At 68.6% G+C, this 1176-nt stretch carries 1 protein-coding gene; it reads right to left on the bottom strand.

The window, feature by feature from the left end:
- Nucleotides 1-1176 (bottom strand): condensation domain-containing protein (locus tag JGS39_RS39565; protein ID WP_219574594.1); only part of this gene is annotated, 1176 nt, incomplete at both ends.

Raw genomic sequence — 1176 nt, 5'->3', positions numbered from 1 at the left:
GACGGCGAGGAGTCGGTCGTCGGCGGTCAGGGGGATGCGGGTGTGCATGTCGGTGAGCAGGTTGGTCAGCGCGCTGCGGGAGACGACGACGCCCTTGGGGCGGCCGGTGGATCCGGAGGTGTAGAGCACGTACGCGGCTGTCGCGCCGCTGGCGTCGGTCGGGAGTGAGGCCAGGGCGGAGGGCTCCTGGGTGTTGAGCGAGGTGAAGAGTGTCTGGTCCAGGACCAGGACGGGGTCGGTTTCGGCCTGCATGAAGGCGATGCGGTCGGTGGGGAAGTCCAGGTCGATGGGCAGGTAGGCGGCGCCGGTCTTGAGGACGGCGAGGAGTGCGACGAGGAGTTCGGTGGAGCGGGGCAGTGCCACCGCGATGAACTTCTCCGGCCTGGCTCCGTGCTCCATCAGGACGCGGGCCAGTCGGTCCGCCCAGGCGTCCAACTCCCGGTAGGTCAGGCGGGTGTCCTCGAAGACCAGGGCCACAGCGTCCGGGGTGGCTGCCGCCTGGGCCTCGAACAGCCCGATCACATCGGCATCAGCGGTGCCGGCTGCCGGGACGGCTCCCGTTCCCCACTCCTCGATGACCTGGGCCCGCTCGTCCTCGTCCAGCATGTCGATCTGCGACACCTGCGTGTCCGGCGCGGCGACGGCCGCGTCCAGCACGCGTACGAACCGCTCGCACAACACCTCGGCGGTCCGCACATCGAACAGATCGGCACTGAACTCCAGAGCCGCACCGATTCCGCCGGACTGCTCCAACTCCGCGTAGGACAGGGAGAGATCGAAACGCGAGGCCCCCGTACCGCCCGGCTGCTGTTCCACCTTGAGCCCGCCGAACTCCAGCTCACCCACGACCGACTGCGAGGTCACGTTCGGGTTGAGCATGATCTGGAAGAGGGGGTGGCGGGCGGCGGAGCGTTCGGGGTTGAGGATTTCGACGAGTCGTTCGAAGGGGACGTCCTGGTTGCTGTAGGCGGCGAGGTCGGTCTGCCGGACCCGTCCCAGCAGCTCGGTGAAGGTGGGATCGCCGGAGAGGTCGGTACGCAGGACGAGGGTGTTGACGAAGAAGCCGACGAGGTCTTCGACAGCGTCGTCGGTCCGCCCCGCGATGGGTGAGCCGACGGGGATGTCGGTGCCTGCGCCGTGGCGGTTGAGGAGTACCCCGAGTGCGGCTTGCAGGAC

The organism is Streptomyces poriferorum (genome assembly GCF_019399235.1).
Taxonomy (GTDB): domain Bacteria; phylum Actinomycetota; class Actinomycetes; order Streptomycetales; family Streptomycetaceae; genus Streptomyces; species Streptomyces poriferorum.
The sequence above is the reverse complement of the archived record's forward strand: the minus strand, read 5'-3'. Positions and strand labels throughout refer to the sequence as shown.